Source organism: Streptomyces sp. NPDC033270 (genome assembly GCF_055576575.1).
Map to the genome: position 1 here is coordinate 1 of NZ_JBVIRA010000018.1, position 17,034 is coordinate 17,034.

At 71.4% G+C, this 17,034-nt stretch carries 12 protein-coding genes; 3 read left to right on the forward strand and 9 right to left on the reverse strand.

Features of this window, described 5'->3' with window-relative positions; genetic code table 11:
* Positions 1 to 734: 734 nt before the first annotated feature.
* The 3 genes from ACZ5XZ_RS23895 to ACZ5XZ_RS23905 form a co-directional block, all read right to left on the reverse strand.
* A complete protein-coding gene (locus tag ACZ5XZ_RS23895; RefSeq protein ID WP_468981280.1) occupies positions 735 to 2,063 on the reverse strand; it encodes a class I SAM-dependent RNA methyltransferase in 1,329 nt (442 codons plus the stop codon).
* Between the two features lie 190 nt (positions 2,064 to 2,253).
* Positions 2,254 to 4,305 carry an APC family permease gene (locus ACZ5XZ_RS23900; protein ID WP_468981282.1) on the reverse strand — a complete coding sequence of 684 codons (2,052 nt, stop codon included), beginning with the start codon at positions 4,303 to 4,305 and terminating at the stop codon, positions 2,254 to 2,256.
* Positions 4,306 to 4,493: 188 nt separating this feature from the next.
* The gene (locus ACZ5XZ_RS23905; RefSeq protein WP_468981527.1) at positions 4,494 to 6,491 is read right to left on the reverse strand and encodes an NAD-binding protein; all 1,998 of its coding nucleotides are present in this window, start codon (positions 6,489 to 6,491) and stop codon (positions 4,494 to 4,496) included.
* Between the two features lie 329 nt (positions 6,492 to 6,820).
* On the opposite strand from ACZ5XZ_RS23905, the gene ACZ5XZ_RS23910 reads away from it, so the two are divergent.
* On the forward strand, positions 6,821 to 7,489 hold the full coding sequence (locus tag ACZ5XZ_RS23910; RefSeq protein ID WP_384440018.1) for a potassium channel family protein: 669 nt from the start codon (positions 6,821 to 6,823) through the stop codon (positions 7,487 to 7,489).
* Positions 7,486 to 8,157 carry a potassium channel family protein gene (locus tag ACZ5XZ_RS23915; protein WP_238575713.1) on the forward strand — a complete coding sequence of 224 codons (672 nt, stop codon included), beginning with the start codon at positions 7,486 to 7,488 and terminating at the stop codon, positions 8,155 to 8,157. Before ACZ5XZ_RS23910 ends, ACZ5XZ_RS23915 begins: the two co-directional genes overlap by 4 nt.
* Positions 8,158 to 8,334: 177 nt before the next feature.
* Here ACZ5XZ_RS23915 and ACZ5XZ_RS23920 read toward each other — a convergent pair whose 3' ends face one another.
* The 4 genes from ACZ5XZ_RS23920 to ACZ5XZ_RS23935 all read right to left on the reverse strand — a co-directional run bounded on the left by ACZ5XZ_RS23920 (position 8,335) and on the right by ACZ5XZ_RS23935 (position 13,134).
* Positions 8,335 to 9,198, reverse strand: coding sequence for a DUF3159 domain-containing protein (locus ACZ5XZ_RS23920; RefSeq protein ID WP_468981286.1), 864 nt, complete (start codon positions 9,196 to 9,198; stop codon positions 8,335 to 8,337).
* A 3-nt stretch (positions 9,199 to 9,201) separates the two neighbouring features.
* Positions 9,202 to 9,600 carry an OB-fold nucleic acid binding domain-containing protein gene (locus ACZ5XZ_RS23925; RefSeq protein WP_351274426.1) on the reverse strand — a complete coding sequence of 133 codons (399 nt, stop codon included), beginning with the start codon at positions 9,598 to 9,600 and terminating at the stop codon, positions 9,202 to 9,204.
* Positions 9,601 to 9,815: 215 nt separating this feature from the next.
* Positions 9,816 to 10,499: a response regulator gene (locus ACZ5XZ_RS23930; RefSeq protein ID WP_468981288.1), complete on the reverse strand. Its 684-nt coding sequence runs from the start codon at positions 10,497 to 10,499 to the stop codon at positions 9,816 to 9,818.
* A gap of 79 nt (positions 10,500 to 10,578) precedes the next feature.
* A complete protein-coding gene (locus tag ACZ5XZ_RS23935; protein ID WP_468981291.1) occupies positions 10,579 to 13,134 on the reverse strand; it encodes a DUF4118 domain-containing protein in 2,556 nt (851 codons plus the stop codon).
* 762 nt (positions 13,135 to 13,896) lie between these two features.
* On the opposite strand from ACZ5XZ_RS23935, the gene ACZ5XZ_RS23940 reads away from it, so the two are divergent.
* Positions 13,897 to 14,469: a GNAT family N-acetyltransferase gene (locus ACZ5XZ_RS23940; protein WP_468981294.1), complete on the forward strand. Its 573-nt coding sequence runs from the start codon at positions 13,897 to 13,899 to the stop codon at positions 14,467 to 14,469.
* Between the two features lie 8 nt (positions 14,470 to 14,477).
* Here ACZ5XZ_RS23940 and ACZ5XZ_RS23945 read toward each other — a convergent pair whose 3' ends face one another.
* Together ACZ5XZ_RS23945 and ACZ5XZ_RS23950 are read right to left on the reverse strand one after the other, a co-directional pair.
* Positions 14,478 to 15,266, reverse strand: a complete 789-nt coding sequence (locus tag ACZ5XZ_RS23945) for an ABC transporter ATP-binding protein (protein ID WP_468981297.1) — start codon at positions 15,264 to 15,266, stop codon at positions 14,478 to 14,480.
* 277 nt (positions 15,267 to 15,543) lie between these two features.
* The gene (locus tag ACZ5XZ_RS23950) at positions 15,544 to 16,722 is read right to left on the reverse strand and encodes an alginate lyase family protein (protein ID WP_468981298.1); all 1,179 of its coding nucleotides are present in this window, start codon (positions 16,720 to 16,722) and stop codon (positions 15,544 to 15,546) included.
* Between the last annotated feature and the right edge of the window lie 312 nt (positions 16,723 to 17,034).

The following is a 17,034-nucleotide window of genomic DNA, read 5'->3' on the forward strand; positions in this document are numbered from 1 at the left end:
CGTTGCCGGTCCGAATTTGTTTCCGATTCCCCGTCGGAGGGGGTTTGTTCGCGCCTTTCGGCGTGATCACTACTTTAGCGGAATTCCTCGTCGGCGCATAATCGCGCCGCGGTCCGAATTTCGGCATGCCGAAATTCTTCCCGGTGAGGGGCCGTGCAGTAGTGGTGTGCCGCGAAGCGGCGGGATGGTTGTTCCGGGGCCGGTCGGCTCCGTGGCAACTCGAAGAACTTACACGATCCTATGAGTGCGGCACGACTCGGGGGCACGTCCGCGGTGCTTCGAGCTGTCCCGGACCCGCTAGGTTGCCGGACCAGCTGGTCACGGGGGCATCCATAAGGCAGGCGTTTCCGATGGTCTGGCCCGGGTCAGCACGCTCGTAGGGGTAGGCCGCCTGCGAGGGGAGCCGTGATGGACGCATCCGCTCCCCTACTACCTACCTGGTGGTCTGCCAGGGCACCCTCGACGACTACGTCTGCGTGGTGCACAGCGCCCATACGTCTGCCTGGTGCACGGCGCCCATAGTCGCCTGGTCCTTCTGGTCCTCCGTGCGCCGCAACCGGCGTCGACCATCACCGAGATCGAGACCGCGGAGTGCCCGCCAGGAGCTTCGACGCGGACCCGACGGTCGACTGGCGCGAGCTGGGGACACGCTCCACGTGGCGGACTTTGGGAAACAGGGGGAAGCAGGTCGAGCACAGCCGGCCGCGGCAGGGCGGTCCAGAAGAACCCGCGGCTCAGCGCTGCTTCTCTGCCCGCTCCAAGATCACCACACACTCCACATGGTGCGTAACCGGGAACAGATCGAACGCCCGCATCCGCCGCGGCGCGTACCCCGCCTCCGCGAAGTACTTCAGGTCGCGGGCCAGGGCCGCCGGGTCGCAGGCGACGTAGGCGATGCGGCGGGGGGTGAGGGAGGCGAGGTGGTGGACGGTCTGCTTGCCGGCGCCGGCGCGGGGTGGGTCGAGGACGACGAGGTCGACGTCGGTGATGCCGGTGCGGGGGAGGATGGACTCGACCTTGCCGTGTTCGATGCGGACGCGGTCGAGGTCGGCGAGGTTGTGGCGGGCGTCCTCGACGGCGCGCTTGCCGGATTCGATGCCGAGGACCGCGCCCTTGTCGCCGACGCGTTCGGCGAGGGCTCCGGCGAACAGGCCGACGCCGCAGTACAGGTCGAGGGCCATATCGCCCTTCTTGGGCATCAGGCCCTGCATGACGGCCTCGACGAGGAGGTCGGCGGCCTTCGGGTGGACCTGCCAGAAGCCGCCGTTGCCGACCCGCCAGGTGCGGCCGGCGGCGCGTTCGCGGACGAAGGGGCGGCCGTGGACGCGGTGCACGCCGCCGTCCTTCTCCCCCACCCTCATGACCGAGACCGGCTTGTCGAGTTCGACGATCGGGAGGCGGCCGCCGGGGCGCGGGGTGAGGATGACCTGGCGGTCGTGGGAGCCGGTGGCGGCGATCGCCTCGACGGTGGCGATCTGCGGCCAGTCGCGCTGCTCGACGCCGAGTTCCGAGACGCCGGGCGCGGCGATCATGCAGTGGGTGATCGGCTCGACGTCGTGGGAGCGGTGCTTGCGCAGGCCGACGTGGCCGTCGGCGTCGATGGCGTACTGGACGCGGGTGCGCCAGGCCGGCACCTCGCCCTTGGCGACCTTGTCGCCGGGGGCGGGCTCGACGGTGCCGTCCCAGCCGGCGTCCTCGGGTGAGAGTCCGGCCAGGCGCTGGAGCTGTTCGGCGATGACCGCGGACTTCAGGCGGCGCTGGGCGCCGGGCGCGGCGTGCTGCCAGTCGCAGCCGCCGCAGCGGCCGGGGCCGGAGAAGGGGCAGGGGGCCTCGACCCGGTCCTTGGACGCGGTCAGGATCTGCACGGCGTCCGCGCGCAGGAAGCGGGCGCCCTCTTCGCCGTCGGTGACGCGGGCGGTGACGCGCTCACCGGGCAGGGCGTGGCGGACGAAGAGCACCTGGCCCTCGTCGGTGCGGGCGATGCAGTGGCCACCGTGCGCGACCGGGCCGACCTCGACCTCGTACTCCTCGCCGACCAGCGACTTCTTGGGTTCTGCCTGCATGGCGGGAGGGCTCCTGAGGTGGGGTGGTGCCGGGCGGGACGGCGGGACGGGGCGGCGGGACGCCAGCCGTCCATTCTACGTCCCGCCGTGTGATGGCCCGGACCCGTGGCGACGTGCACCGGGCCCTGTGAGCCCTAGGGACTGTCCGATGGGTCGGGGCCGGGCCCCTCGGACAGTCCCTCGGCGTCCGCTACTTCTTCGTGGCCGCCTTCTCCTTCTTCGGCTGGGCGACCGGCCCGCGGCGCACCGCGCCGGGAGCGTTCCACTCGGCGCGCTTGCGGGCCCGCAGCTTGGCGGCCTCGGAGGAGTCCAGCTGCCAGGGCACGGAGGTGACCATGACGCCGGGAGTGAACAGCAGGCGCCCCTTGAGGCGCAGCGCGGACTGGTTGTGCAGCAGGTGCTCGTACCAGTGGCCGACGACGTACTCGGGGATGTAGACGGAGACGGCGTCGCGGGGGCTCTCGCGGCGCAGCGACTTGACGTAGTCGATGATCGGCCGGGTGATCTCGCGGTACGGGGAGGCCAGGACCTTCAGCGGCACCTCGATGCCGCGGCGCTCCCACTCCTCCCGCAGGGCCCGGGTGTCGGCCTGGTCCACGTCCACGCTGACCGCTTCGAGCGTGTCGGTGCGCATCAGCTTGGCGTAGTTCAGGGCGCGCAGGGTGGGCTTGTGGACCTTGGAGACCAGGACGATGGAGTGGACCCGGGAGGGCCGTACGACGTCGTCGTCGGGGGTGTCCTCGGCGGCGATCTCGTCGGCGACCCGGTCGTAGTGGCGGCGGATCGCGGACATCGTCACGAAGAAGATGACCATGCCGAGGAGGGCCACCCAGGCGCCGTGGGTGAACTTGGTCAGCAGGACGACGACCAGGACCAGGCCGGTGAAGAAGGCGCCGAAGGCGTTGATGGCGCGCGAGCGGTGCATCCGGTGGCGCTTGGCCGGGTCCTTCTCGGTCAGCAGATGGCGGTTCCAGTGGCGGACCATGCCGGTCTGGCTGAGCGTGAAGGAGACGAAGACGCCCACGATGTAGAGCTGGATGAGCCTGGTGGAGTCGGCGCCGTAGAGGTAGACGAGTATCGCGGCGGCACCGGACAGCAGCACGATGCCGTTGGAGAACGCCAGACGGTCGCCGCGGGTGTGCAGCTGGCGCGGCAGATAGCGGTCCTGGGCGAGGATCGAGCCGAGCAGCGGGAAGCCGTTGTAGGCGGTGTTGGCGGCGAGGAAGAGGACCAGGGCGGTGGCCGCGGCGAGGACCACGAACAGGAAGCTGCCCTTGCCGAAGACCGCCTCGGCGACCTGCGAGATGACCGGGTTCTGGGTGTAGCCGGAGCCGAGCGGCGTGCCGTGGTCGAGCAGGTCCTTGGCGGGGTTCTCCGCCATCCGCACGTTGGTGGCCATGGCCAGGCCGATGATGCCGCAGAACATCGTGACGGCCAGGCCGCCCATGAGGGCGAGGGTGGTCGCGGCGTTCTTCGACTTCGGCTTGCGGAAGGCGGGCACGCCGTTGGAGATCGCCTCGACGCCGGTCAGCGCGGCGCAGCCGGAGGAGAAGGCCCGCAGGAGAAGGAAGATCAGCGCGAAGCCGGCCAGGCCGCCCTGCTCGGCGTGGATGGTGTAGTCGGCGGTGGGGGCCTTCATGGTGTCGCCCATGACCACGGCGCGGATCACGCCCCAGGCGATCATGATGAAGACACCGGCGACGAAGACGTACGTCGGGATCGCGAAGAGCTTGCCGGACTCCTTGACGCCGCGCAGGTTCATCAGCGTCAGCAGGACGATCACGGCGACCGCGCAGAGCGTCTTGTGCTCGACGACGAACGGGATCGCGGAGCCCAGGTTCTCGATTCCGGAGGAGATCGAGACCGCGACGGTCAGCACATAGTCGACCAGCAGGGCGCTGGCGACGGTGAGACCGGCCTTGGGGCCGAGGTTGGTGGTGGCGACCTCGTAGTCACCACCGCCGCTCGGGTAGGCGTGCACGTTCTGCCGGTAGGACGCGACGACGGTGAACATCAGCACCACGACCGCGACCGCGATCCAGGGGCTGAAGGTGTACGCAGAGACACCCGCGACGGACAGGACGAGCAGCACCTCGCCCGGCGCGTAGGCCACGGAGGAGAGCGGGTCGGAGGCGAAGACGGGGAGTGCGATGCGCTTGGGAAGCAGGGTCTCCCCCAGCTTGTCGCTGCGCAGTGCGCGCCCGATCAAGATCCGTTTGGGCACGTCGGTCAGTTTGGACACCCGAGGATGCTAAGGCTTCGTCAAGGCCCGTGCCCACCCGCCACCCGCACGGGCGAGCAGCGCGGCGTGGGCCGGTTCACAACCGCCCCTGCTCGCGGCCCGCCCCGGACCGCCGCCTCCACAAGATCCGCACGTCGTGTGCACGCCGCCCCCGCCGCGGGCCGGCCCCCGTGGCGTTCGTCACCTCCTCAGCCCGGGCGCGTCCCGGCCCCGGCCGCCCGCGAGCGCCGGGAGTGCAGATCGCCCAGCCCCTGCCGGGTGGCGACCAGCAGCACCCGGTCCTGGGGCCGCAGCACATAGCCGTCACCCAGCTCGTGCACCAGGTGGGCCGGCCCCCGCTCCCCGCCCCCGCCGTCCGCGGGCGGGGTGGTGGCCGGGGCGTCCGGCGCGGGGTCGTCCGGCGCGGAGGTGTCGACCGCCAGCAACCGCAGCCGCCCCGGCCGCAGCACTTCGGCGACCGTACGGCCCTCCAGCGCGGCATGGCCGCGGACCTCGACCCTGGCGACCAGCAGCACCCGGCGCTCGACCGGGATGGCTCCCAGGATCTGGCGCCCCATCATCGCGCCGGCGAAGGCGGGCGCGGCCAGGAAGGAGGTGCTGCGGCTGCGGGTCCGCGCCCCGGGGTGCGCGGCGCGCAGGGTGCGGTAGACGGCGGTGGCGAACCGGTCGTCGAACAGCCGCAGCGTCACCCGCAGCTGCGGCGTGACCGAGCGGGCGTAGAGAGCGGCCTCCAGATTCGTGGTGTCCTCGCTGGTCAGCGCGAGCAGCGAGGCCGCCCGGTCGATCATCGCGGCCTCCAGGACGCCCTCCTGGGTGACGTCCCCCAGGACGGTCGGCACCCGCAGCCGCCGGGCCAGCGCGATGCCCCGCGCCTCCGGGTCCCCCTCGATGCACACCACGGGGATGCCCATCTCGTGCAGCCGGGCCAGGACCCGGGTGCCGACCTTGCCCAGGCCCAGCAGCACCACATGTCCCGACAGCCCGCGCGGCGGCCGCCGCAGCGCCGAGGCGCTGCGGAAGGTGCCCAGGCCCTCGAACGCCGCAGCGACCAGCACCGGAAGCAGCAGCAGACCGGTCAGCCCGGACAGCAGCTGAAGGATCTTGCGGGGCAGCGGCGCGTCGACCGCCGGATCGTTGATCGCGAAGAGGTCCAGCAGCGTGAGATAGGCGGCGTGCACCGGGTTCTCGCCCACGGTCAGCCACGAGGCGACGGCCAGCGCCACCACCGCGCCGACGATGCCGGCCAGCGACCAGCGCAGCCGCCGGGAGAAGAGCGAGGCGACCGGCGCACCCCGGCCCCGCAGCCAGTGCCGGCGCACCGGCCGCCCCGTATAGGAGACGGTCTCCAGGACGACGGTGCCGCAGCCGGACGCGGCCCCCGCAGCGGCCTCGTCCGGCAGCAGGACGGGCCCCTCGTCGCCGGCCGCCGCACCCGGTATGCCCGCGGAGGCGGCGGCGACGGACGCGGGGTCGCCGGCAGACGCAGAGAGCAGCGCCAGGGTGCACAATCCGGGATCGCCGGGCCGGCCGGGAGGCACCGGCGCACGCTCCACGGCCCGCAGCAGCAGCCCGTCCGCCTCGATGACCTTGCTGGTCCCGGCGACCGCGGTGGCCACCAGCGCCGGCGCCACGGTGTCGGCGTCCGACAGCACGGTCGTGGAGGCGTCGACCCCCGCGTCCGCGCCGCCCGCCGTGTCCCCGGCGGCCTGGGCGGCGACCGCCGCGGCCTGGTCGAGCAACGCCGCCAGGTGCTGACCGAGCTTGCGGTTGTAGAGCCGGATGACCAGCCGCAGCCGGGGATTGAGCCGGCGGGCGCGCAGCGCGGCATGGATGTTGAGCTCGTCGTCGTCGTAGACCAGCGCCAGCGCCTCCGCCTCGACGATGCGCGCCGCGGACAGCGCCGCATCGTCCGGCTGCGCCGACTCCAGCACCCGTAACGTCCCCTCCTCCGCCGCCGGCTCGCCGTCCCCGGGCTCCTCCGGCGGCAGCAGCGCCGTCCGCGACATCGCCGCCGACATCCGGCCGAGCAGCGCGGTCGCCCGGTCGAGCGCGCGGGCCGGCGGCGGGATCCGCGGGCGGTGCGTCTCGCGGGCGGAGGGGACGACGAGCGTCACCCGTTCGCCGTAGACGTCCCGGAGCTCGGCGGCGAGCCGGTGCGCGAGCGCATCGTCGCCGCAGACGACCATGTGCGGGGTGGCGGGGGCCTGTTGGGGTGGCAGAGGCAGGTTGGACACACCTCGTAGCGTGCCTTACGGGCGCGGCGCGGCGCAGCCCGGCGCGGCACACCGCCGCGGGACCGGCCGGCCCGCTTCCGTCCGCGGCCCACCGCGCCCCCTACGAGGGGCGGCATTACGGCTACGGTTGTACCGGACCGTGGTGCGCCCGGCGCTCCCGTTTGCCGTACCCGGTCCGTAACGCGAGCCGTGGCTTCGTGTCGCCGGTACTGGGAGAAGAAAGTAGTGAGCAGGGTGTTTGTGCAGGACAACGCGCTAGTACAGGGCACGGGGTAATCAGCATGCACATCGTCATCATGGGGTGCGGGCGCGTCGGCTCCGCGCTCGCACAGACCCTGGAGAGCCAGGGTCACACCATCGCGGTGATCGACCAGGACCCGACCGCGTTCCGGCGCCTGGGCTCGGCCTTCGGCGGCCGCCGGGTCACCGGCGTCGGCTTCGACCAGGACACCCTGCGTGAGGCGGGCATCGAGGAGGCGGGCGCCTTCGCGGCCGTCTCCAGCGGCGACAACTCCAACATCATCGCCGCCCGGGTGGCCCGCGAGATGTTCGGTGTCGAGAACGTCGCGGCCCGTATCTACGACCCCCGCCGCGCCGAGGTCTACCAGCGCCTGGGCATCCCCACCGTCGCCACCGTCCGCTGGACGGCCGACCAGATGCTGCGCCGGCTGCTGCCGTCGGGCGCCGAGCCGCTGTGGCGCGACCCCAGCGGCGGCGTCCAGCTCGCCGAGGTGCACACCGCCGCCTCCTGGGTCGGGCACAAGATCAGCACCCTGCAGGAGGAGACCGGCGTCCGCGTGGCCTTCCTCACCCGGCTGGGCGAGGCGATGCTGCCGACCTCGCAGACGGTGTTGCAGGAGGGCGATCTGGTGCATGTGATGATGCGCAGCGACGAGGTCGAGAAGGTCGAGGCGGCATTCGCCACGGGTCCTGAGGGGGCGCACGCATGAGGGTCGCTATCGCAGGCGCCGGCGCGGTGGGCCGTTCCATCGCCGGTGAGCTCCTGGAGAACGGTCACGAGATCCTGCTGATCGACAAGGCGCCGACCGCCATCTCGGTCGAGCGGGTGCCGCTGGCGGAGTGGCTGCTGGCCGACGCCTGCGAGATCACCTCGCTCGACGAGGCGGCGCTGCAGCGCTGCAACGTCGTGATCGCCGCGACCGGCGACGACAAGGTCAACCTCGTCGTCTCGCTGCTCGCCAAGACCGAGTACGGCGTGCCCCGGGTGGTCGCCCGGGTGAACAACCCGAAGAACGAGTGGCTGTTCAACGAGGCCTGGGGCGTCGACGTCGCGGTCTCCACGCCGCGCCTGATGTCGGCCCTGGTCGAGGAGGCGGTGAGCGTCGGCGACCTCGTACGGCTGCTGCGCTTCAGCCACGGCGACGCCAACCTCGTCGAGCTGACACTGCCCCCCGAGGCCGCGCTGGCCGGTACCCGCGTCGGCGATGTGGACTGGCCCGAGGACACCTCCCTGGTCACGATCATCCGCGGCACGCGGGTGCTCACGCCGAACAAGGAGGACGCGCTGGAGGCGGGCGACGAGCTGCTGTTCGTCGCGGCCCAGTCGCGTGAGGAGCAGCTGGAGGACCTGCTGTCGGTGCGGCGCGAAGAGGCGTAGCACCGCCCGCCGACGCGCCCGTGGAGCCGTCGTGCAACGCCAGGGGCCCGGGAACCATGTGCGGTTCCCGGGCCCCTGGCGTTGCTCGTGTTTCCCGCCCCGGTGGCTGGACGCGCCGGTGGCTGGGCGCGCTGACGGTGGGACGCCTTGGCGGTTGGCCCCCCTGGCGGCCGTGCGTCAGCGGCGGTGTCGCGGCGCCCCCGGCCGGTGCTCGGTGGCCACTTCGGCCACCACGTCCCCGTACGGGGCATCGGCCTCGGCCTCGCGCTCGGCGCGGCGCCGCTCCTCGGCCTCCTCCTCGGCCTTCTCCTTCGCCTCCATCTCGGCGAAGACATCGATCGGCGGCGGCGCCTTCGCCAGGAAGACCCAGGTCAGATAGACCGCGAGCAGGAACGGCGGGATCTTCAGCGCGATCAGCACCCAGCCGAGCTGAGTGGTGTCCGCCCACCAGTACAGCGGGAAGAGGATCGCGCACTTGGCGAGCAGGATCAGGCCCCAGGCCCAGCTGGCCTTGGCGTACGCCTTCTTCCGCCCCGGGTTGCGGGTGCGCCAGGAGAGGTTCTCCTTGAACACCGGGCCCAGGATCAGCCCGATCAGCGGGGCCCCGGCGAGCGTGGTGATGATGTACGCCAGGGCCAGCCCGAGGGTGTACAGCATGCCCGGCAGATAGAAGTCCTTCGCGTTGCCGGTCATCATCGCGAAGACCACGCCGAAGGCCACCCCGAAGACACCGCTGAAGGCGTGCTTGACGGTGTCCCTGCGGATCAGGCGGACGGCCGCCAGCACCAGCGAGACGGCCAGCGCGGCGATCGCCGAGACATGCAGGTCCTTGTTGACCGTGAAGATCGCGACGAACAGCAGGCCGGGGAGAACGGTCTCCACCATGCCGCGTACCCCGCCGAACGCCTCGAACAGCGCCGCCTCGGTCACCTGTCTGCCGTCGGCCGCCCCGTCGGCGCCGGTCTGGGTCGGGGGCGGTGCGGAGGCGTCGTGAGGGCTGTCGGCATCCGCGTCAGTGGTCGGTCGGTCGTAAGACGTCACCGGCTACTCCTGTCCCAGCGGTCGGAGTTCGTACTTCGGGTTGAAGAGCACCCGGCGTCCGTGGCTCAGCGAGACCCGGCCCGAGGCGATGAGCTTGCGGCCCGGCTCTATCCCGACGATGGAGCGGCGGCCCAGCCACACCACGTCGAGGGCGGCGGAGCCGTCGAACAGCTCCGCCTCGAGCGCGGGCACACCGGCGCGCGGCCGCAGCGTGACATGCCGCAGGGTGCCGGTGACCTTGACTATCTGCCGGTCGTCGCAGTCGCAGATACGGGTGCACCCCGCGTCCTGCGCATCCTGCTGCAGCTCGGCAGACTGCAGCTCCTCCTCGGAGGAGGACAGCCTGTCGAGCAACCGGCGGAAGCGACCGGCCGGCTTCTCGGGTCGGGTACCTGCACTCATGAAACCCAGCGTACCGGTGGCCGGGCCCCGGAATCACGGCCCGCACAGGGGCTGATGTACGCACGTCACCGGCCCGCCACCCCACACCGCGCCGCGAACTTCGTACTCCGTACGCAACCAGCCGGGCCCCCGGCCCCCACCGCACGGGGCCGAACTGCCCGAATGCCGCCCGCCGGCCTGGGGGAGCACGCCGTGCCGCTCTGACCGCACGGGCCCTACTGCTCGAACCGGTAGCCCATCCCCGGCTCCGTGATGAAGTGCTTCGGGTGCGAAGGGTCGCTCTCCAGCTTGCGGCGGAGCTGGGCCATGTAGACCCGCAGATAGTTGGTCTCGGTGCCGTACGACGGGCCCCAGACCTCCTGGAGCAGCTGCTTCTGGCTGACCAGCCGGCCGGCGTTGCGGACCAGGACCTCCAGCAGATGCCACTCGGTGGGGGTCAGCCGGATGTCCCGGCCGCCGCGGTTGACCTTCTTGGCGGCGAGGTCGACGGTGAAGCCCTCGGTCTCCACGACCACCTCGTCCTCGGCCGGCCCGGTCGGCTCGGCACGGCGCACCGCCGCCCGCAGCCGGGCCAGCAGCTCGTCCATGCCGAACGGCTTGGTGACGTAGTCGTCCGCGCCCGCGTCCAGCGCCTCCACCTTCTCGTCGGACGTCTGCCGCGCCGAGAGCACCAGGATCGGCACCCGCGTCCAGCCCCGCAGCCCCTTGATCACCTCGACGCCGTCCATGTCGGGCAGCCCGAGGTCGAGCACGATGACATCGGGGTGGCGGGCGGCGGCGAGCTTCAGGGCGGTCGCCCCATCGGGGGCGGCGTCGACCTCGTACTTGCGCGCCTTCAGGTTGATCACGAGGGCGCGGACGATCTGCGGCTCGTCATCGACCACAAGCACCCGGTTCACTGGCGTTCTCCTCGTGGTGTCGTCGTCCCGCGGGCCGGACCCGCGGGGTGTGTGCTGAGTGTGGTCCGTACGGCCCGGCTCACGTCGTGGCCTGGGCGGGAAGGTCCGGCCTGACGGGCGGCCGGCCGGGCGCGGCCCGGAGGGTGAGGACCATCGTCATCCCGCCCCCGGGGGTGTCCTCGGCGGCGAGCGTGCCGCCCATCGCCTCCACGAAACCGCGCGCCACGGCGAGGCCCAGGCCCACGCCCGCGCCGCGCGGGGCGTCTCCGTAACGCTGGAACGGCTCGAAGATCCGGCCCTTGGCACTGTCGGGGACGCCCGGACCGCGGTCGACGATCCGCAGCTCCACCCGGTCGCCCAGCGCGCTGGCCGCGACCACCACCGCCTCGCCGTCCGGGCTGTACTTCACGGCGTTCTCGACGAGGTTGGCGACCGAACGTTCCAGCAGCCCCGGATCGACCGCCACGATCGGCAGCTCCTCGGGGATGTCGAGGGTGACGCTCCCCTCCGGCACGCCGCCCAGCGCCATCGGCACCACCTCGTCGAGATCGATCTCGCGGATCAGCGGCGTGACCGTGCCGGTCTGCAGCCGGGACATGTCCAGGAGGTTGCCCACCAGGTGGTCCAGCCGGTCCGCGCCGTCCTCGATACCGGCCAGCAGCTCCGCCTCGTCCTCCGGGGACCACGCCACGTCGTCGGAGCGCAGGGAGGTCACCGAGGCCTTGATGCTCGCGAGCGGGGTCCGCAGATCATGACTGACCGCGGCCAGCAGCGCCGTCCTGATGCGGTTGCCCTCGGCCAGCTCCCGGGCGCGCGCCGCCTCGCCCACCAGCCGCTGCCGGTCGAGTACGACGGCGGCCTGGGCGGCGAACGCCGCCAGCACCCGGCGGTCCTCGGCGGGCAGCACCCGGCCGGTCAGCGCCAGCGCCATGTGGTCGCCCACCGGCATGTCGACGTCCGCGTCCTCGGGGCGCAGCAGCGGCCGGCCGTTGTCGGCGTCGCCGGCCCGGCCCGCGCAGGTCCACGGGTCGACGTCGCTGGTGCGCTCCAGCAGCGCCACCGTCTCCATGCCGAAGGTCTCCCGCACCCGCTCCAGCAGGGCGTCCAGGGTCGTCTCGCCGCGCAGCACGCTGCCCGCCAGGAACGACAGGATCTCCGACTCGGCGCGCAATCTGGCGGCCTGATGGGTGCGGCGCGCGGCGAGGTCCACCACCGAGGCGACGGACACGGCCACCGCGAAGAACACCACGATGGCGACGATGTTCTTGGGGTCGCTCACCGTGAGGGTGTGGGTGGGCGGTGTGAAGTAGAAGTTCAGCAGCAGCGAGCCGACGGCGGCCGACGCCAGCGCCGGCAGCCGCCCGCCCAGCAGCGCCGCCATGACCGTCAGGAACAGGAACAACAGCACGTCGTTGGCCAGCCCGGGACCGTTCTCGATGCCGGTCAGCAGCAGCGACAGCAGCACGGGACCGGCCACGCCGACGAGCCAGCCGGCGATGATCCGAGCCCGGCCCAGCCGCGCGCCGCGCGCCACCGGCAGCCCCCGGCCCTTGGCGACCTCGTCATGGGTGACGATGTGCACGTCGAGGTCGGGCCCGGAGTCACGGGCGACGGTCGCGCCCACCCCGGGCCCGAAGACGTACTGCCAGGCCTTGCGCCGGCTCGACCCCAGCACGATCTGGGTGGCGTTCACCCCGCGGGCGAACTCCAGCAGCGCGCTCGGTATGTCGTCGCCGATGACGTGGTGGAACGTCCCGCCCAGGTCCTCCACCAGAGTGCGCTGGACGGCGAGCTCCTTGGGCGAGGCCGAGGTCAGCCCGTCGCTGCGGGCGATGTAGACGGCGAGCACCTCGCTGCCCGACCCCTTGGCCGCCATCCGGGCCGCGCGGCGGATGAGCGTACGCCCCTCCGGCCCGCCGGTCAGCCCGACGACGATGCGCTCACGCGCCTGCCAGGTGGAGCTGATGGAGTGCTCCGCCCGGTACTCCTGCAGATACTCGTCCACCCGGTCGGCGACCCACAGCAGCGCCAGCTCGCGCAGCGCCGTGAGGTTGCCCGGCCGGAAGTAGTTGGAGAGGGCGGCATCGACCTTGTCGGACTTGTAGATGTTGCCGTGCGCCATGCGCCGACGGATCGCCTGTGGCGACATGTCGACAAGCTCGATCTGATCGGCCCGCCGCACGACCTCGTCCGGCACGGTCTCGCGCTGCCGCACACCCGTTATCGACTCGACGACGTCCCCGAGCGACTCCAGGTGCTGGATGTTCACCGTCGAGATCACCGTGATCCCGGCGTCCAGCAGCTCCTCGATGTCCTGCCAACGCTTCTCGTTGCGCGAACCGGGAACGTTGGTGTGCGCCAGCTCGTCGACCAGCGCCACGGCCGGCTTGCGTTCCAGTACCGCGTCCACGTCCATCTCGGTGAAGACCGCGTCGCGGTAGTCCAGCTCCCGGCGCTGAATCTGCTCCAGGCCGTGCAGCATGACCTCGGTACGGGGCCTGCCGTGGTGCTCGACGAACCCCACGACGACGTCCGTGCCCCGCTCCACGCGCCGGTGCGCCTCGGAGAGCATCGCGTACGTCTTGCCGACGCCCGGTGCCGCGCCGAGATATATCCGTAGCTTGCCGCGTGCCATGGCCTCATTGTCTTACGTGAAGGCTGCCCCCACCGGGCTGTACCTGCTGCGACCCTACCGACCCTCCAAGGGGACAAAAGCCCCAGGTAACGACTTCAGGCCCGGTCTTGACGCGACTCTGATACGGGACACCGCGACTCCGGCAACGGCGGGGATACGGGCGGCGGGCGGCCCCTCTGCCGAAGCCGCCGGAAGGCGGGTGAGCTGCGAAGACCACCCGTACGGGTACCGGCACCCCTGGCGCCCTGCGGGGATGGGCGCCACGCGAAGGGGGAGGTGCGCGGCGGCCCCCAGCATGACGGTCGGCTGGGCGGGCGATTGGCTGAAGGGGCGAGGGGGCGAAGGGCCAAGAGGGGGAAGGGGCGAGGGGGCGAGGGGGCGAGGGGGCGAGGGTCGATGGGGCGAACGGTCGAGGGGTTGAAGGGTCGATCAACTGGCCGATCCGGGTGCCGCACACCGCGTAGCGCCACTTGGTGGCTGGTATCGGCGGCACGGATCACCCGGTCGGGCGGTCACGGGGCCACCAGCCTGTCCACGTCGCCCGTCCATGACGGCGACCGAACCGTCGGGGCACCAGGCCAACGCTCCTTTTCTGACGCGCCGCTGATGGGGCGAGGGGGATGAAGGGGAGGGTGGCGAAGGGCGGGCGGGCTGGGCGGAGCCGGGGGCGGGGGCTGAGTGGAGGGGGACAGGGTGAATGGGAGGCAGGCTGGGTGAAAAATGCCGTGGCCCGGCCACGTTCCGGCTGCGACCATGCCCCACATGACCGAGGCCCCTCCGAACGCGTCGACGACGCCCCCCATGACCGAAGTGCGCATCGCCCACACCTCGGACCTGGACACCGCCACCCTCAAGGCGACCCGCACCCTCCTCTACGACGTCTTCGACGACATGACCACCGAAGACTGGGAGCACGCACTCGGCGGCCTGCACGCCCTGGTCCACGAGAACGGCGACCTGATCGGCCATGCGTCCGTGGTCCAGCGCCGCCTGCTGCACGGCGGCCGGGCGCTGCGCTGCGGATACGTGGAGGGCGTCGGGGTACGTGCGAACCGGCGCGGTCGTGGCCATGGGGCGGCGATGATGGCGGCCCTGGAGCGCGTCATCCGGGGCGGCTACGACCTCGGAGCGCTCGGCGCCTCCGACGAGGCCGCGGACTTCTACGCCTCCCGCGGCTGGCAACTGTGGCGCGGCCGCTCATGGGCCCTCACCCCGGACGGCCTCCAGCGCACTCCCGACGAGGACGGCTGCATCTACGTCCTCCCCACCGCGTCCACTCCCCTTGACCTCGACACCGACCTCACCTGCGACTGGCGCGACGGCGACCTCTGGTGACAGGCGACCTAAACGGACCGCTGCCACACATCACCCTCAGCCCCACCGGGGGCTCCCCCCTCCCCCTCCCCCTCCCCCTCCCCCTCCCCTCGCCCCTCGCCCTGCTCCGTGATCAAACCGTCGTTCAGCCCCAGGACACGGTCGGCGAGACCGAGAAGGTTGGAGTCGTGGGTGGCGACCAGGGCCGTGACGCCTTCGCTGCGGACCACGGCGCGCAGCAGTTCCATCACCTCCATGCCGGTCTCGGCGTCCAGTTGTCCGGTCGGCTCATCGGCTATGAGCAGGGCGGGGCGGTTGGCGAGTGCGCGGGCTATGGCGACGCGTTGCTGCTGACCGCCGGAGAGTTCGCCGGGCCGCTGCTCGGCATGGTCGGCGAGGCCCACCAGGGACAGCAGCAGTGCGACACGCTCGTCGCGCTCCCGCGGTGGGACCTTGCGCAGCCTCAGCGGTACTCCGACGTTCTCGGCGGCGCTCAGTATCGGTATCAGCCCGAAGGACTGGAACACGAAGCCGATGCGTTCGCGCCGCATCTCCAGCAGCCCGCTCTCACCGAGTTCGGCGAGCGGCGTGCCGTCGACGGTGACCCGCCCCGAGTCCGGGGTATCCAGACCACCTATGAGGTTGAGAAGCGTCGTCTTGCCGGATCCGGAGCGGCCGCGCAGGGCGACCAGTTCGCCGCGCGGCACGCTGCACGACACCCCGCGCAGGGCGTGGACGGCGCCGGCGCCGCTGCCGTAACTGCGGTGCAGGTCCTCGACGACGACCATCGCGCCTGCCCCACTTCCCCCGTCATTCATTGCCCTTCCCCCACTGTCCACTCCCCCACTTCACTCTTGTCACTCTTGCTTCGCCACCGACCACGACGACCGACCGCCGGCCACCCCCGACAGACCACCGACCGCTAAGCGGCAACCCTCCGCATTCAACTTCCCCCAGTTCGCGGCCTGTTGAGGGCCCCGATCATCCGAACCCAGCGTCGCCTGCCGATGGCGTCAGTATGCGTACCGCGCAGTTCGGCAGGCAACGCCTGTGGATAACTCTGGATCAGCCCCGGTCACTGCAGGCCACGTCCGCCTAGCTGGGGTTCTCCGCATGGGTCAGGGTTTCCCAGCCGACGAAGAGGTTGTTGGAGCCGGCCGGTCGCTGCCTTTCGGTCAGCTTCCGGGTGTTGGTCATCTCGTGGTGCATCCGGGTGTGCAGTGCGTTGTAGCCGACCTCGGTGACGGGGCCCAAGCCGCGCTTGACGCTGCCGCCGCACAGCCATGACGGCGGGGCCGTACCCAGCTCATAGGTGGCCTGGAAGCCGAGTGCGTGGCGCAGGCGGTCGGCGACCTCCGGGTAGAGGTCGTTGCCCTGGAGGCGGCTGGTCTCGGCGATGTGCGAGATGGCCGACAGGCCGTATCCGGTGTGGGTGAAATCGCGGCAGGTTTCCTGGGTGAGGCCGTCGACGAAGGTGGTCTGCCCCTGCCAGTACTTGATGATCTTGTCGCGGGTGTTCAGGCCGCTGCCGGGCGTGGTCTTGGGCAGGTCACCGTCGGACTTCAGATAGATGTACGCGGGAACCCGGGCGCGGAATGTGGCGATGGCCTTGTCGTAGGAGGCCTTGTCCTCGATGAAGACGGAGATGCCGACGGCGGCCTCCATCATGCTCAGCTCCCAGTTCCCGTTGCTGTTGGAGCCGTTGATGACCTCGGGGAGGTAGACGTCGCGCAGCATCCCGGCGAAGCGGTCGACGCGGCCCTTGGGCCAGCCGTCGTAGGTGTAGCGGATGATCTCGGCGGCGCGGGGCCAGGAGGAGCCGGCCCAGCCGGTCTGCAGCGGCGCGTTGCTGTTGGTGTGGTCCTTGATGGTGCCGGACCAGGCGTCCATGATCTGGATCGCCTTGTCCGCGTACTTGCTGTCGCGGGTGATGTACCAGGCCAGCGAGAGGGTGTAGGCGGCGAGGGCGTCCTCGCGTTCGTCGGTGCAGCCGTAGTTGGGGTCGGAGTACGAGCCGCATTCGACGACGGCACGGGGCTTGGGGGCGCGTGACAGCGAGGCGTATTTGCTCGCCATCATCGCGTCGAATGCGCTCTTCCAGGGCTGGGAGCCGGAGTTGACCTTACTTCGGGTGAGGTCGAGCTGGGCGGTGCCGACGAGGACGCCGGGGTGGGTGAAGGCGGCCGGCGCCGCGGTGGACGGGGCGCCTACGAGGAGGCCTGCCGTCAGGGCGCCGAGCAGGACACCGGCGACGAGGGTGAGCTTTCTGCGCATGGGGGGTGTGCCTTCCTGTCGAGATGCTCGATGGACGGGAGCTGTTCTCGTACATGAACGGCAAGCGTTGATATGAACACCTGCGATGGCTGGCGAACGTAAGGGGAAGCCACGACACCGTCAAGGCCTGGAGCCGGAGCGGTGCGGAATCAACCACCTTGCCCCAGCGGGCACTTCGGAAGACAGGCACAGGGCGGGCCCGGGGGGGCCTCTCCCCCGGGGCGCCCCCCCCTCTCCCGGTCTTCTTCGGTCCGTCCCACCCTGCACCAGCCAGACCTTTGCCCCCCAGGGACCCGGAACTCCCCCCCCCCC

Bases quoted from the DNA above. Each gene is read 5' to 3' on its own strand.
- ACZ5XZ_RS23915 (WP_238575713.1), top strand. From the start codon at position 7,486: ATGAGGGTCGCTATCGCAGGCGCCGGCGCGGTGGGCCGTTCCATCGCC.
- ACZ5XZ_RS23910 (WP_384440018.1), top strand. From the start codon at position 6,821: ATGCACATCGTCATCATGGGGTGCGGGCGCGTCGGCTCCGCGCTCGCA.
- ACZ5XZ_RS23940 (WP_468981294.1), top strand. From the start codon at position 13,897: ATGACCGAGGCCCCTCCGAACGCGTCGACGACGCCCCCCATGACCGAA.
- ACZ5XZ_RS23945 (WP_468981297.1), bottom strand. From the start codon at position 15,266: ATGAATGACGGGGGAAGTGGGGCAGGCGCGATGGTCGTCGTCGAGGAC.
- ACZ5XZ_RS23950 (WP_468981298.1), bottom strand. From the start codon at position 16,722: ATGCGCAGAAAGCTCACCCTCGTCGCCGGTGTCCTGCTCGGCGCCCTG.
- ACZ5XZ_RS23925 (WP_351274426.1), bottom strand. From the start codon at position 9,600: ATGAGTGCAGGTACCCGACCCGAGAAGCCGGCCGGTCGCTTCCGCCGG.
- ACZ5XZ_RS23905 (WP_468981527.1), bottom strand. From the start codon at position 6,491: ATGGTCGTCTGCGGCGACGATGCGCTCGCGCACCGGCTCGCCGCCGAG.
- ACZ5XZ_RS23935 (WP_468981291.1), bottom strand. From the start codon at position 13,134: ATGGCACGCGGCAAGCTACGGATATATCTCGGCGCGGCACCGGGCGTC.
- ACZ5XZ_RS23895 (WP_468981280.1), bottom strand. From the start codon at position 2,063: ATGCAGGCAGAACCCAAGAAGTCGCTGGTCGGCGAGGAGTACGAGGTC.